The organism is Variovorax sp. Soil_C_12 (assembly GCF_057657375.1).
In genome coordinates this window covers 423,552-437,455 of the sequence record NZ_JBDGIO010000002.1, presented here as the reverse complement: position 1 = coordinate 437,455, position 13,904 = coordinate 423,552, and the positions used below count along the sequence as shown (strand labels likewise).

The following is a 13,904-nucleotide window of genomic DNA, read 5'->3' as shown; positions in this document are numbered from 1 at the left end:
ATGGTGAATCTCGGAATGGGGGAACTCGATATGTCTCTTGACATGAACACCTGCGCGTCGACCGCCGACCCGGCCGACTCGCCCATCACCGGACGGCAACTGGCCAGGCTCCTGCATGCGCGCCGGACCGTGCTGCCCAAGCGGCTTGGCTCTCCGGGGCCCGAGCGGCCCGAACTCGATCAGATCCTCGGCGCTGCGGCCGCGGCGCCCGACCATGGCGCACTGGTGCCATGGCGCTTCGTCATCGTTCCGCCGCGTGAAAGAGAGCGGCTGGCCACGGTCTTCGCGCAGTCGCTCAAGGAACGCGACGCCACAGCCACGCCGGACGAGCGCGGAAGAGCGCGCGAGAAGGCATTCCAGGCGCCGGTCCTGATGCTGGCGATCGTCCGGCTGGGCCCCGACGATGGAGAGGTTCCGGCCACCGAGAGGATCCTGTCGGCCGGATGCGCCATCCAGAACATGCTCCTGACTGCGACGGTCCTGGGCTTCGCGTCGGCGCTGACCTCGGGCAAGTCGCTGGAATCGGCCGGACTGCGCGCATTGTTCGCCCTGGACGAGCATGAAGAACCGCTGTGCTTCATCAGCCTGGGCACGATGCTGGCCTACAAGGCCGGCCCGGCGCGGCCCGACATCGAGCGCTACGTCTGCGAGCTGGGGCATGGGCGATGAGCCGCCGGGCCATCGCCGGGCGCGCCGAGCTGAGGTTCAATCCGAAGAAACGTACCGCACCGCTTCACGCAGCGCGGACCATACCGGGGGCGAAGGCTTCACCCCCACCTCGAGGTTCGCGGGTTCGAATCGAGCACCACGCAGATGGAGGGCGAGGGCTGCATCCATGGTCTGGGCATGCTTTTCATACCAACCCCTGAGCTGACGCGCCATCTCGCGCACCTGCAACAGCTTTCCTTCCCCGGCCTGCAACGCACCTTCGCGCATGACCCCCAGCACCACGCGATGCTGGATCTCGTGGTCTTTCTGCGATGCATGGCCGGTTGCCCGCATCCAGACGTCCTCGCGCGCAAAGTTCTCGGCGGCGCAGAGAACCAGATCCTGCCAGGCTGACGGCAATCGGGCGTTGTCGGCGTTGTCGACACTTGTGAGGAGACCGATGAACTTTTCGCGAGCGCGATCCATGAAAGGCAGGCCGAGCGAAAGTGCTTCCGAGCGGTTCAAGGCAGCCATGTGATCTCCTTTCGATGATGATGACTCAAGGCTATCGACGCGCGACGAACGCTGTTTTGACATGGCTCAACGATTGGGCATCCGGTCGATGGTTCCAGAGCAGCACCAGGTTCACCATCACGGCCGACACGATCGAGTAGATGACCCGGTCCGGTTCGACGAGAGCGAATGCCGCCGCGACGATCACGGCGTCGCATGCCAACTGCACGGGTCCGGCGCTCCACTGCGTGGCAGGTCGACGCGACATTCACGGACCTTGCGCTAGCGCAAAGGCCCGTGTCGCGCTGCAGATTCCAATGGCGACGCAATTCCCCATCCTTGAAGGAGACCCCATGGACGAAGATCTGGTTCGGCGCATCGCCAACCATCCCCAATACCAGGCGCTCAAGGCGAGACGCACGCGTTTCGGCTGGATCCTCACCCTGCTGATGCTGATCGTGTACTACGGCTTCATCCTGCTGGTGGCTTTCAACAAGCCCTTCCTCGCGCAACGGCTGGGCGACGGCGTGATGACGCTGGGCATCCCGATCGGCTTCGGCGTGATCCTCTTCACCATCGCGATCACCACCTACTACGTGAAGCGCGCCAACGCGGAGTTCGACACGCTGTCCGAGGCGGTGGCGAAAGGAACACTCAAATGAACGTCCTGTCCCTCACTGCACGCCGGACCCTCGTGCTTGCCAGCCTGTTCGCCGCGTGCGCGGCGGCCTGGGCCGCGGGCGCCGATCTCGGCCAGGCCCAAAAGCAGGCGACCAACTGGACCGCCATCGGCATGTTCGGGATGTTCGTCCTCGGCACGCTGTTCATCACCAAGTGGGCGGCAGCGAAGACCAAGTCGGCGGCCGACTTCTACACCGCCGGCGGCGGCATCACCGGCTTCCAGAACGGCCTGGCGATCGCGGGCGACTACATGTCGGCGGCGTCGTTCCTGGGCATCTCGGCGGCCGTGATGGCCGCGGGCTACGACGGCCTGATCTACTCCATCGGCTTCCTGGTCGGCTGGCCGGTCATCACCTTCCTGATGGCCGAGCGGCTGCGCAACCTGGGCAAGTTCACCTTCGCCGACGTGGCGGCCTTCCGCTTCAAGCAGTCGCCGGTGCGCATCTTCGCGGCGTCCGGCACGCTGGTCGTGGTGGCCTTCTACCTGATCGCCCAGATGGTGGGGGCGGGCCAGCTGATCAAGCTGCTGTTCGGCCTCGAGTACTGGATCGCGGTGGTCATCGTCGGCTCGCTGATGATGGTCTACGTGCTCTTCGGCGGCATGACGGCCACCACCTGGGTGCAGATCATCAAGGCCTGCCTGCTGCTGGGTGGCGCCAGCTTCATGGCGCTGTCGGTGCTGTGGCACTTCGGCTTCAGTCCCGAGGCGATGTTCGCCGGCGCCGTGAAGATCAAGACCGACCTCGCGCTCAAGGACGGCAAGACCGCCGAGACCGCCGCGGCCATCGGCCAGTCGATCATGGGCCCCGGCAACTTCGTCAAGGACCCGATCTCGGCCATCTCCTTCGGCATGGCGCTGATGTTCGGAACGGCGGGCCTCCCGCACATCCTGATGCGCTTCTTCACGGTGCCCAGCGCCAAGGAGGCGCGCAAATCCGTGATGTGGGCCACCGGCTGGATCGGCTACTTCTACCTGCTGACCTTCATCATCGGCTTCGGCGCCATCACCTTCGTGCTGGTCAACCCCGACTTCCTCGACGCCAAGGGCGCGCTCATCGGCGGCAGCAACATGGCGGCGATCCATCTCGCCAACGCTGTGGGCGGCAACGTGTTCCTCGGCTTCATCTCTGCGGTGGCATTCGCGACCATCCTCGCGGTCGTCGCCGGCCTGACGCTGTCGGGCGCCTCTGCTGTGTCGCACGACCTGTATGCGACCGTCGTCAAGAAGGGCAAGGCCGACAGTGCCTCGGAGTTGCGCGTCACGCGCATCACCACGGTCGCGCTCGGCGCGCTGGCCGTGCTGCTCGGCATCGTGTTCGAGAAGCAGAACATCGCGTTCATGGTGTCGCTGGCCTTCGCCATCGCGGCGTCGGCGAACTTCCCGGTGCTGTTCATGTCGGTGCTTTGGAAGGGCTGCACGACGCGCGGCGCGGTGATCGGCGGCTTCCTCGGGCTGATCTCGTCGGTCGGGCTGACGGTGGTCTCGCCGTCCGTGTGGGAGGCGACGCTGGGCTACCCCAAGGGCTCGGCGCTCTTCCCCTATGCCTCGCCCTGCCTGTTCTCGATGACCATCGGCTTCCTCGGCATCTGGATTTTCTCGCTGCTGGACAGCAGCAAGCGCGCCGACGTCGACAAGCAAGGATTCCTGGCGCAACAGGTGCGCTCGGAGACCGGCATCGGAGCCGCCGGCGCCAGCGGCCACTGAGGACTTGCCACCATGCGGCGCGGCGAGGGCGGGACCATGCCGGGGCTGACTCCCCTCGGCCTCGCAGGCTTCGCCGGCGACGACCCGCAGGCGATCGCGCGGCAGATCGACGAGGCGGCCCGTATCGCCGACCTGGCGGCCTCGGCCGCGCGCATCGATGCGATGGTGGCGCTGCTGCACGCCGGCGGCCTGAAGATCGAGCGCATCGCCAAGCTCGTCGGCGAGCTCAATGCGCGTGTCTTCGCGCGGCTGTGGTCGATGGTGGCACCGCCGGAGCTGGTGGCCAACAGCTGCCTGGTCGTCATGGGCAGCGAAGGCCGCGGCGAACAGATCCTGAAGACCGACCAGGACAATGCCTTGTTTCTGCGCGACGGTTTCGAATGCCCGGGCCTCGAGACCATCGCCGCGCAGTTCAGCGCCGGGCTGGCCGAGCTGGGCTATCCGCCTTGCCCCGGCCGCATCATGCTCGTCAACCCGCTCTGGCGGCAGCCATTGGCCGCCTTCAAGGCGACGCTGCACGACTGGGTCTACGGCACGCAGCCCGAAGGACCGATGCGACTGGCCATCTTCCTCGACAGCCTGGCGGTCGCCGGCGATGCCGAACTGCTCACCCAGGCGCGCGATCATCTCGACCGGATCCTCGATCGCACCGATGTCTTCTTCGCGCGCTTCGCCAGCGCGATCGACCTCTTCGATCCGCATCCGAACTGGTGGCACCGGCTCATTGCGCGCGACGACGACGAAGCGCTGGACCTGAAGAAGCTCGGCATCTTTCCGATCGTGCACGGCGTCAGGGCGCTGGCGCTGCAGCAGCGCCTGCGCGTGAACGCCACGCAGGAGCGGCTGCGCCTGCTGGTCGAGCACCAGCAGATCGACCCGGACCTTGCGCGCGACGTGCTCGACGCGCTGCATTTCCTGATGGCGCTCAGGCTCGGCCGCCAGTTGCGCCAGAAAGAGGCCGGGCAGGTGCCGGGCAATCGCGTGCTCCCGTCCGAGCTCGGCACCCTGGAGCGCGACACGCTGCACGCCGCGCTGGGCATCGTGCGGCGCTTCCGCGGCGAAGTCCATCAACGCTTCCGGCTCGATGCCTTGTAGCCCGGAGAGCACGCATGTCTGAAGGCTCCAAGCCCCAACGCCTGTTCGGCCTCTTCGCGCTCGGCTGGCTGCTGCTCAACGTGCCGCTGCTCACGCTCTGGGATCGCCCGGTCATGCTGTGGGGAGTGCCGTTGATGCCGTTGGCGCTCTTCGGCGGCTGGGCCGGGCTGATCGCACTGGCCGCATGGGTTGCCGAAGCACCCGGCGAGCCTTGACATGCCTGCCGCGCCCGTCGTCATCGTTGCAGCCTTCGGCTACCTGGCGCTGCTGTTCGCGATCGCGCACTTCGGCGACCGCCGGGCGCGCGAGGGGCGTTCGCTGATCGGCAGCCCCTGGGTCTACACCCTGTCGATGGGCGTCTACTGCACCGCCTGGACCTACTTCGGCAGCATCGGGCGGGCCGCCTCGTCGGGGCTGTGGTTCCTGCCGATCTACCTCGGCCCGACGCTCGCGATGCTGATGGCCTGGACGGTGCTGCGCAAGATGATCCGCATCGCGCGCACCCACCGCATCACCTCCATCGCCGACTTCATCGCCAGCCGGCACGGCAAGAGCCCGCTGCTGGCGATGCTGGTCACGCTGATTGCGGTGGTGGGCATCTTGCCCTACGTGGCACTGCAGCTCAAGGCGATCGCGAGCGGCTACGCGCTGCTGGTCGATGCCCCCGCGCAGCCGCTGGCCTGGTGGCGCGACAGCACGCTCTACATCGCGCTGGTGCTGGCCGGTTTCACGGTGGCCTTCGGGGCGCGCCATCTCGACACCACCGAACGCCACGAGGGCATGGTCGCGGCGATCGCCTTCGAGTCGCTGGTGAAGCTGCTGGCTTTCCTGGCCGTCGGTGCCTTCGTCACCTGGGGCCTGTTCGACGGGCCCGCCGACCTGTTCGGCCGCGCCGCGGCCCGGCCCGAGCTCGCGCCGCTGCTGGGTCTCGGAAGCGGCGCCGGCGGCGGCTTCGCGGGCGGCCAATGGTTCGCGCTGACGCTGCTCGCGATGCTCTCGGTGCTCTTTCTGCCTCGGCAGTTCCAGATGATGGTGGTGGAGAACGTCGACGAGCGCCACCTGCGGCGCGCCACCTGGGCGTTCCCGCTGTACCTGCTGCTGATCAACCTGTTCGTGCTGCCGATCGCGCTGGGCGGGCTTCTGCACTTCCAGGGCGGCCGCGAGAACCCCGAGACCTTCGTGCTCTCGCTGCCGCTGGCAGCCGGCCAGCCGGGGCTGGCGCTCGCCGCGTTCATCGGTGGACTCTCGGCGGCCACCGGGATGGTGATCGTCGAGGCCATCGCGGTCTCCACCATGGTCTGCAACGACCTCGTGATGCCGTTGTTGCTGCGGGCCGGCCTGCGCAGCGCGCGCGACCTGAGCGGCGTGCTGCTGGGCGTGCGCCGGGCGGTGATCGTGGCGCTCCTGCTGCTGGGCTACCTCTACTACCGCATCGCCGGCGAAGACTATGCGCTGGTGAGCATCGGGCTGATCAGCTTTGCCGCCGTCGCGCAGTTCGCGCCGCCGATGCTGGCAGGCATGTACTGGAAAGGCGGCACACGCCAGGGTGCGCTGGCCGGCCTGGGCGCGGGCTTCGCGCTGTGGGCCTGGACGCTGATGCTGCCGTCGATTGCCAAGTCGGGCTGGATCCCGGCCCGGTTCATCGCCGAGGGGCCGTTCGGCATCGCCTGGCTGCGGCCCGAGCAGTTGCTGGGCCTCGCGGGGCTGGACAACCTGACGCACGCGCTGTTCTGGAGCCTGCTGGTCAACAGTGTTCTCTACTTCGGCGTCTCGCTCCTGGGCCGCCCGTCGGCGCGCGAGGCGAGCCAGGCGCTGACCTTCGTCGACGTGTTCGAGCGCAGCGCAGACCATGCCGCCGACACCGGCCCGGTGTTCTGGCGCGGCACCGCGAGGCTGGCCGACCTGCGCGGGCTGGCCACCCGCTTCCTGGGCGTGGACGCTACAGAAAAGCTGCTGCACGACTATGCGCGGCGCAACGGCTTGGCCGGGCCGGAGCAGATCGCTGCCGATGCGCGGCTGGTGCAGTTCGTCGAGCGGCAGCTCGCGGGCGCCATCGGCAGCGCCTCGGCCCGGGCCATGGTGGCCTCGGTGGTCGAGGAAGAGGCCCTGGAGCTGGACGACGTGATGCGAATCCTGGACGAGGCCTCGCGAGAGACGGCCGCACTGCGCGCGCACTCGCAGGCGCTGGAAGAGAAATCTCTTTCACTGGAGCAAGCGACCGCCGAGCTGAGCGAGCTCAACGAGCAGCTCAAGAGCCTCGATCGGCTGAAGGACGACTTCATGTCCTCGGTGACGCACGAGCTGCGCACGCCGCTGACCTCGATTCGCGCGCTGGCCGAACTGATGCTCGACGACCCCGGCATGGACCCCGCGCAGCGCCAGCACTTCCTGGGCCTGGTGGTCGCCGAAACCGAGCGCCTGACGCGGCTGGTCAACCAGGTGCTGGACATGGCGAAGATCGAGTCGGGCGCGGCCGAATGGCGCAGCACGGAGGTCGACCTGTGCGCGCTGGCGCGGCGGGCGGTGCAGACCACGCAGGAACTGTTTCGCGAGCGCGGCGCGACCGTGGCGCTGCACGTGCCCGAAGCGCTGCCGCGGCTGCAGGCCGACCCCGACCGCCTGACGCAGGTGCTGATCAACCTGCTGTCGAACGCAGCCAAGTTCGTGCCGCCCGGCAGCGGCCATGTCGAGCTGGGCCTGCATGCCGACGGCGGCCGGGTCGTCTGCACCGTGCGCGACAACGGCCCCGGCGTGCCGCCCGGGCAGCGGGCGCTGGTGTTCGAGAAATTCCGGCAGGGCGGCGATGCCGGTCATCGGCCGCAGGGAACCGGCCTGGGCCTGCCGATCAGCCGCCGCATCGTCGAGCATTTCGGGGGGCGGATGTGGCTCGAGCCGGCATCGGGCCAAGGCGCATGTTTCGGCTTCGAGCTTCCCCTGCGGCGCGAGCCCGCACACGCGGAGGCAAGTCCATGAGCTTCAAGGTGCTGATCGCCGACGATGAGCCCAACATCGTCATCTCGCTCGAATTCCTCATGAAGCGCGAAGGCTACGACGTGAGCATCGCGCGCGACGGCCAGCAGACGCTGGACGCCATCCGGCGCCTGCGGCCCGACCTGGTGCTGCTGGACGTCATGATGCCGCTGCGGTCCGGACTGGAGGTGCTGCAGGCGGTGCGCGCCGACGAGGCCATCGCCGGCACGCGAATCCTCATGCTCACGGCCAAGGGCCGCGAGACCGACATCGCGAAGGGCCTGGCGCTGGGGGCCGATGCCTACGTGACGAAGCCCTTCTCGACCCGCGAGCTGGCCGAGCGCGTGCGCCGGATGCTGTCCCCATGAGGGCCGATGCGGGCGAACTCGCCGCCGTGCTGGCACCCGGAGCGGTACTGGCGCTGGCCGGCCTTGGACTCGGCAGCCTGCTGGCGGCCACGCTGGAGCCGGTCGAGCGGGAGGCACTGGGCGCGATGCTGGCGCCGCGCGCCGCCCTGCTGCTTCTGGCCTGGGCGGTGCTGGCCATCGCCCTCGGTGCGCTGGCCCGTCGCGCCCACGCCATCTGGGCCAGGCAACCGCGCCGGCTCGCCGAGTCCGCCCAGGCCCTGCTGGTTGCCGGCGACACCGCGCGGGAGCAGCCCCTGCCCCCTGCGGCGCCATGCGGCGCAGGCGCCCGGGCGCTGGCCGATGTGGCCGAACGGCTCGCACGGCAGCGTGACGCGCTGCGCGCCGACATCGGCGCGAAGGTCCGGGAGGGCACACGCGCCACCGAGCACGAGCGCAGCCGGCTCGCGGCGCTGATGTCCGAGCTGACGCAGAGCGTCATCGTGTGCAACCTCGACGGTCGCATCCTGCTGTACAACCCGCGCGCGCGGCTGCAGTTCCGGGCACTCTCGCCGACCGGCGGCGCCGAGCTGGTCGGGCTCGGCCGCTCGATCTACGCCGCGTTCGACCGCCAGCTCATCGCCCACGCGCTGGAGAGCGTTCAGCAGCGCCTGCGGCGCGGCGCAGCCCAGCCGGCGGCCCAGTTCGTCACCAGCTCCCGTGCGGGACAGCTGCTGCGCGTGCAGATGGCCCCGGTCCGCGACCCGTCCGCCGCACCCGGTCATGTCGCGCAGCTCTCGGGCTTCGTGCTGATGCTGCACAACATCACGCACGAGTTCGAGCAGGACTCCGAGCGCGACCGCCTGCTGCACGCGCTGACCGAAGGCAGCCGCTCGTCCCTGGGCAGCCTGCAGGCGGCGGTCGACATGCTGGACCTGCCGGACCTGGATGCGCCCGCGCGCGAACGCTTCCTGCGCGTGGTGCGCGAGGAGGTGCGCTCGATGACCGCTCGCATCGAGTCGCTCGCAGCGAGCGCCAACGAAAGCCTGAAGACGCGCTGGCCGCTCGAGGAGATGCTCGGCGCCGACCTGGTGCAGGCCGCGCTGCGCCACATCGAGGCGCGCTCGCAGTTGCGCGCCAGCGCGTCGGACGTCGACCCCGGCCTGTGGCTGCGGGTCGACAGCTATGCGCTGCTGCAGGCGCTGGCCTCGCTGGCGGCGCGCCTGGCGCAGGAGTTCGCCGTCGCCCGCGTGCAGCTGCGCCTGCGGCGCGAGGGGGAGCGCGCCCACCTCGACCTGGTCTGGCATGGCACGCCGATCAGCACCGAGACGGCGATGGGCTGGGAGTCGAGCCCGATGACGGTGGGCGACGAAGCCAGCCCGCTGTCGGTGCGCGACGTGGTCGAGCGCCACGGCGGCGCGTTCTGGTTCCAGCGCGAGCGCGCGCGGCAGGAGGCCTTCTTCCGCTTCATGTTGCCGCCGGCCCGGCCGCAGGAGCAGCTGGAGGCCGCCGCTGTGCTGCGCAGCGACAGTCGGCCCGAGTACTACGACTTCGACCTGTTCCGCACCGGCGTGCAGGCGCGCGAACTCGGCGACCGGCGGCTGGTCGACCTGGCCTACACCGTGTTCGACACCGAGACCACCGGCCTCGACCCCGCGCAGGGCGACGAGATCCTGCAGATCGGCGCCGTCCGCATCGTCAACGGCAAGGTGCTGCGCCAGGAGTGCTTCGAGCAGTTGGTCGATCCCGGCCGGAGCATCCCGGCGGCGGGCATCCCGATCCACGGCATCACGCCCGCGATGGTCGCCGGCCAGCCCGGCATCGCGCAGGTGCTGCCCGCTTTCCACGCCTTCGCCAGCGACACCGTGCTGGTGGCCCACAACGCCGCCTTCGACATGCGCTTCCTGCAGATGAAGGAAGCCGCCACCGGCATGCGCTTCGAGCAGCCGGTGCTGGACACGCTGCTGCTGTCGGCGGTGGCCAGCCCGCAGCAGGCTTCGCACGAGCTGGAGGCCATCGCGGGACGCCTGGGCATCCCGGTGCTCGGCCGGCACACTGCGCTGGGCGATGCGCTCCTGACCGCGGAGATTTTCCTGCGGCTGGTCCCCTTGCTGGCGGCGCAGGGAATTCACACCCTGGATCAGGCGCGCGAGGCGGCGCAGCGCACCTGGTACGCGCGCCTGAGCTACTAGGATTTGCAAAGATGACACCGATCGTTCACAGACTGTTCCTTTTCGGCGCCCGGAGTTGACCGAGCTGCAAAGCGCAGGGCCTAGATTGACATGGCGCCTTCAGTGCCCCGACTCACCAGGCGGGGGCGTACCGAGGAGACTGTCATGAACGCATCGCAAGCATCCACCGGCTGGGAACTCCGCTTTGACGCCCTGTTCGAGGGTCGCCGCGGGTTTGCCTTCCCCTGCACTGCCGAGGGTCGCGTGAACATGGACTCCCTGAGCGAGCGGGCACTCAACAACTACCTGTATGCCCGCGCGATGATGGGGCGGGAGCTGGCGTGGCCGAACGTTTACCCGGCCACCCTGCATTGAGTTGGAGTCCGGCCCCCCGGACGCACTCCGCCGAGGCGCTAGACTGCTTTCGTTGCCCAGGTGGCCGCGCAGGTCAAGGGCCTGATCGGCGCAAACTGAAGCATGGACAAGCACTACCTCACGCCGCTGCTTTCGCCCAACTCCATCGTGGTGCTGGCGGGCGCTGCAGATGCGCCGGACGGACCGACCGCGCAATCCCAGGCATTGCGCAAGGCGTTGCAGATGCAGCGCTATGACGGATCGCTGCAATTTCTGGACGTGCGCAGCACCGGCACACTGGCCCAGCTGGCGCAGACGCGCGTGGACCTTGCGATCATCGCATTGCCGGCCGCCGAGATGGCCGCCGCGCTGGAAGTCACGGGTCGGATCGGATGCCGCGCCGCCTTGGTGATCTCGCACGGCCTGAATGCCGAGACGGCGTCGCTCCTGAAAAGAACGGCACGCCGCGAGAACATTCATTTGCTGGGCCCGAACTCGCTGGGTTTTCAGCGGCCTGGGCGCGCGTTGAATGCGAGCATTGCAGGCCCGCTTGCCAAGGCCGGTCCGCTGGCGCTGGTCTCGCAATCGGGCGCGCTGACAGCGTCGATGCTGGATTGGGCGCAAAAGAATGCCGTCGGCTTTTCCAGCGTGGTGTCGCTGGGTCCGCACACCGCGGTGGACATCGCCCAGGTCCTGGACTTTCTCGCACATGACGCCGCCACGCACAGCATCATCGTCTACCTCGAGGGCATCACCAATGCGCGGCGCTTCATGAGCGCGCTGCGGACCGCATCCAGTGCCAAGCCGGTCGTGGTGCTCAAGGCCGGGCGGCGCCCGGCGGGCAACGAGGCAGCCCAGACCCACAGCGCGTCGATCGTGGGCAGCGACGATGTATTCGACGCCGCGCTGCGTCGCGCCGGTGCGGTCCGGGTCCGCTCGTTCGTCGAACTGTTTTCGGCCGCCAAGTGCCTGGCGTCGCGCTATCGGCCGGTGGGCAAGCGGCTGGCGATCGTGACCAACGGCGGAGGCCCGGGCGTGCTGGCCGCTGACTGGGTCAACGAGATCGGACTGCACCTGGGCAAGCTGTCGGCCACCACGCGCGAGCAACTGCAAGCACAGCTGCCAGCACTCGCCTCGCTGACGGACCTGATCGACCTCTCCGAAGAGGCAGAACCATCACATTACAAAGCCGCCATCGAGGCGGCCAGATCGGACCCGCAGGTCGACGGGATGCTGGCGATCTTCTCGCCCAAGGCGGGTTCCGACGGATCGGACACCGCGCGCATGCTGTCTGCGTTGCCCCGGCCCATGAGCAAGCCGCTGCTGACGTGCTGGATGGGCGACGCGACCGTCGGCGATTCACGTGCGCTCCTTGCCGAGGCCGGCATCCCCAGTTTCCGAACGCCTGAAGCCGCCGTCGGCGCCTTCGGCAACATCGCCGCCTTCTATCAGAATCAGCAACTGCTGCAGCAGACGCCAGCACCGCTTTCAGCGCTGGCCAAGCCTGACGTGGAGGCCGCTCGGCTCATGATCGAGAGCGTGCTGGCAGAGCGACGCACCGTGCTCACCGAGATGGAATCGAAGACGCTGCTGTCGTGCTTTCACATCCCGATCACCAAGACCATGCTGGCACGCAGCGCGCACGAGGCCATGATGATCGCGACGCAGTTGGGCTTTCCGGTGGCCCTGAAGATCGACTCGCCGGACATCAGCCACAAGTCGGATGTCGAGGGCGTGGCGCTCAACATCATGAACGGCACCAGCGCGCGCGATACCTACCAGGACATGATGGAGCGCGTGTCCCGGCTGGCTCCTGATGCCCGCATCAACGGTATTACCGTGCAGAAGATGGCCAAGGCGCGGCGCGGCCGGGAAATCTATGTGGGCATGGTGACGGACGATCCTTTCGGGCCGATCATCGTGTTCGGTGCGGGAGGCACGACGATCGAATTGCTGAACGATCGGGCGATGGAACTGCCACCGCTGAACCAGTTCCTGGCACGTCAGCTGGTCGAGCGCTCGCGCGTGGCCGAGACCCTGGCCGCCTGGCGCGGCGCCGGCGCGGTGGACATGGATGCCCTGGAGCGGGTGCTGCTGCGGGTCTCCGAGATGGTGTGCGAGTTGCCCGGCCTGCGCGAAATGGACATCAACCCCATCATCGTCGACGAATCGGGGGCGGTTGCCGTGGACGCGCGCATCGTCGTCGGCAGTCCAGCCGCTGGTGGAAGCGGGTATGCCGCCAGCTACCACCATCTTGCGATCCTGCCCTACCCCGCGCGCTACCAGCATGAGTGGCCGCTGCGCGGCGGCGGTGTCTACAACGTGCGTCCGGTTCACCCCGACGACGCACAGATGCTGCAAGGCCTGGTGCAGCATCTCTCGCCGGAAAGCCGGTATTTCCGCTTCGTGTCCCATTTTCACGAGCTTCCGCCGGCGATGCTGTCGCGTTTTACGCTGATCGACTACGACCGCGAGATGGCATTGGTTGCGGTGATAAAGGAACGCCAGGTAGGCCAGGACGGCGCCGTGACCGAGACCGAACGAATCGTCGGCGTCTCGCGCTACATCACCAATCCCGATCAGTCCAGCTGTGAGTTCTCGCTCGTGATCGCCGACGATTTCAGCGGCAAGGGACTGGGAACGCGCCTGATGGAGAGCATCATCGACGTGGCGCGCGACAAGGAACTCCAGGTGATCGAGGGCCTCGTACTGGCCGGCAATGCGGAGATGCTCAAGCTCATGCGCAAGCTGGGCTTTTCCATCAAGACGTTCCCCGGCGATCCCGACTTCAAGCTGGTGACCTACGCGCTCTAGCCGCCATCGGCCGGCTTAAGGCGCCGTGCATCGGCTCCATGGCCAACCTCGCGCCCGTGCCGGACGGCCTCACGGACGAACAGGTGCTGATGTGCCCCGACATCATGTCGACCGGCTTCGGCGGCGCCGAAAGCGCCGACAGGGGTGCTCGAGGTCGCCATCACACCTTGACACCGAACGTTCACGGACTGTTCCCAATCGGTGCCGCGCGTTGACGGAACTGCTAAGTGGAGCGCCTAAATTGAGATGGCGCCCAAGCAGCGCCCCAATTCCACCAGGCGCGGGGGCGAACGAGGAGAGTGTCATGAACGCATCGCAAGCATCCACCGGTTGGGAACTCCGCTTTGACGCCCTGTTCGCCGGTCGCCGCGGGTTTGCCTTCCCCTGCACCGCCGAGGGTCACGTGAACATGGACGCCCTGAGCGAGCGGGCGCTCAACAACTACCTGTATGCCCGCGCGATGATGGGGCGGGAGGTCACGTGGCCCGGCGTATACCCGAGCAGGCTGCATTGACCACGGCTGGAACCTCGCCCCCGGCTTCGAGCATTTGCCGTGGATCCCCTGCGCTTGACTCACCCGGCCCGACGAAGTCCGCCGGGGGGTGTAGA

General features: G+C 68.1%; 14 protein-coding genes. 12 read left to right on the top strand and 2 right to left on the bottom strand.

The annotated features are described in order from the left end of the window. The first annotated feature begins 42 nt into the window (after nt 1-42). Nucleotides 43-669, top strand: coding sequence for a nitroreductase family protein (locus tag AC3A6X_RS07000; protein ID WP_487841495.1), 627 nt, complete (start codon nt 43-45; stop codon nt 667-669). A 36-nt stretch (nt 670-705) separates the two neighbouring features. Here AC3A6X_RS07000 and AC3A6X_RS06995 read toward each other — a convergent pair whose 3' ends face one another. Together AC3A6X_RS06995 and AC3A6X_RS06990 are read right to left on the bottom strand one after the other, a co-directional pair. After that, the gene (locus AC3A6X_RS06995; protein ID WP_487841494.1) at nt 706-1,182 is read right to left on the bottom strand and encodes a bacteriohemerythrin; all 477 of its coding nucleotides are present in this window, start codon (nt 1,180-1,182) and stop codon (nt 706-708) included. A gap of 31 nt (nt 1,183-1,213) precedes the next feature. Beyond that, complete coding sequence (locus tag AC3A6X_RS06990; RefSeq protein WP_487841493.1) at nt 1,214-1,429, bottom strand: hypothetical protein; 216 nt, start codon at nt 1,427-1,429, stop codon at nt 1,214-1,216. Between the two features lie 85 nt (nt 1,430-1,514). Here AC3A6X_RS06990 and AC3A6X_RS06985 point away from each other — a divergent pair, with 85 nt between their 5' ends. From AC3A6X_RS06985 to AC3A6X_RS06935, 11 genes are all read left to right on the top strand, one after another. Beyond that, nucleotides 1,515-1,823, top strand: coding sequence for a DUF485 domain-containing protein (locus AC3A6X_RS06985; protein ID WP_487841492.1), 309 nt, complete (start codon nt 1,515-1,517; stop codon nt 1,821-1,823). Then, complete coding sequence (locus tag AC3A6X_RS06980; RefSeq protein WP_487841491.1) at nt 1,820-3,547, top strand: cation acetate symporter; 1,728 nt, start codon at nt 1,820-1,822, stop codon at nt 3,545-3,547. The genes AC3A6X_RS06985 and AC3A6X_RS06980 overlap by 4 nt, the downstream gene beginning before the upstream one ends. A gap of 12 nt (nt 3,548-3,559) precedes the next feature. Further along, entirely contained in the window at nt 3,560-4,642 is a 1,083-nt protein-coding gene (locus tag AC3A6X_RS06975; protein WP_487841490.1) for a putative nucleotidyltransferase substrate binding domain-containing protein, read from the top strand. A gap of 14 nt (nt 4,643-4,656) precedes the next feature. After that, on the top strand, nt 4,657-4,857 hold the full coding sequence (locus tag AC3A6X_RS06970; RefSeq protein ID WP_487841489.1) for a hypothetical protein: 201 nt from the start codon (nt 4,657-4,659) through the stop codon (nt 4,855-4,857). A gap of 1 nt (nt 4,858) precedes the next feature. Beyond that, the gene (locus AC3A6X_RS06965; RefSeq protein WP_487841488.1) at nt 4,859-7,615 is read left to right on the top strand and encodes an ATP-binding protein; all 2,757 of its coding nucleotides are present in this window, start codon (nt 4,859-4,861) and stop codon (nt 7,613-7,615) included. Beyond that, the gene (locus AC3A6X_RS06960; protein ID WP_487841487.1) at nt 7,612-7,980 is read left to right on the top strand and encodes a response regulator transcription factor; all 369 of its coding nucleotides are present in this window, start codon (nt 7,612-7,614) and stop codon (nt 7,978-7,980) included. Before AC3A6X_RS06965 ends, AC3A6X_RS06960 begins: the two co-directional genes overlap by 4 nt. Next, nucleotides 7,977-10,148: an exonuclease domain-containing protein gene (locus AC3A6X_RS06955; protein WP_487841486.1), complete on the top strand. Its 2,172-nt coding sequence runs from the start codon at nt 7,977-7,979 to the stop codon at nt 10,146-10,148. Before AC3A6X_RS06960 ends, AC3A6X_RS06955 begins: the two co-directional genes overlap by 4 nt. A gap of 144 nt (nt 10,149-10,292) precedes the next feature. Then, nucleotides 10,293-10,502, top strand: a complete 210-nt coding sequence (locus tag AC3A6X_RS06950) for a hypothetical protein (RefSeq protein ID WP_487841485.1) — start codon at nt 10,293-10,295, stop codon at nt 10,500-10,502. Nucleotides 10,503-10,604: 102 nt separating this feature from the next. Further along, on the top strand, nt 10,605-13,295 hold the full coding sequence (locus AC3A6X_RS06945; protein ID WP_487841484.1) for a bifunctional acetate--CoA ligase family protein/GNAT family N-acetyltransferase: 2,691 nt from the start codon (nt 10,605-10,607) through the stop codon (nt 13,293-13,295). Nucleotides 13,296-13,333: 38 nt separating this feature from the next. Then, nucleotides 13,334-13,510 carry a hypothetical protein gene (locus tag AC3A6X_RS06940; RefSeq protein ID WP_487841483.1) on the top strand — a complete coding sequence of 59 codons (177 nt, stop codon included), beginning with the start codon at nt 13,334-13,336 and terminating at the stop codon, nt 13,508-13,510. Between the two features lie 89 nt (nt 13,511-13,599). Then, the gene (locus AC3A6X_RS06935; protein WP_487841482.1) at nt 13,600-13,809 is read left to right on the top strand and encodes a hypothetical protein; all 210 of its coding nucleotides are present in this window, start codon (nt 13,600-13,602) and stop codon (nt 13,807-13,809) included. The last annotated feature ends 95 nt before the right edge of the window (nt 13,810-13,904 follow it).